Genomic DNA, 252 nt, shown 5'->3' on the forward strand with positions numbered 1-252 from the left:
TCGATAACGTACTTGTACGAAAACTGATTGAGTGCGTAAAAGTATTGAGCAAGACCGAAATATTGGTGATTTTCAAGGGCGGATATGAGGTGAGAACTGAAATTGAATAACGATCAAAATTTACGGCTTGCGATATATTCGCAGGCTGTTTTTGTTGGGAGGTGTAACATTGTCATCAAATTTTAACGGCATAAAAACGAGAAAATACGGCATTGAGATCGAAATGACTGGACTTACACGAAGTCAGGCGGC

The organism is Ruminococcus sp. CAG:57, assembly GCF_000435935.1.
Classification (GTDB): Bacteria; Bacillota; Clostridia; order Oscillospirales; family Ruminococcaceae; genus Hominimerdicola; species Hominimerdicola aceti.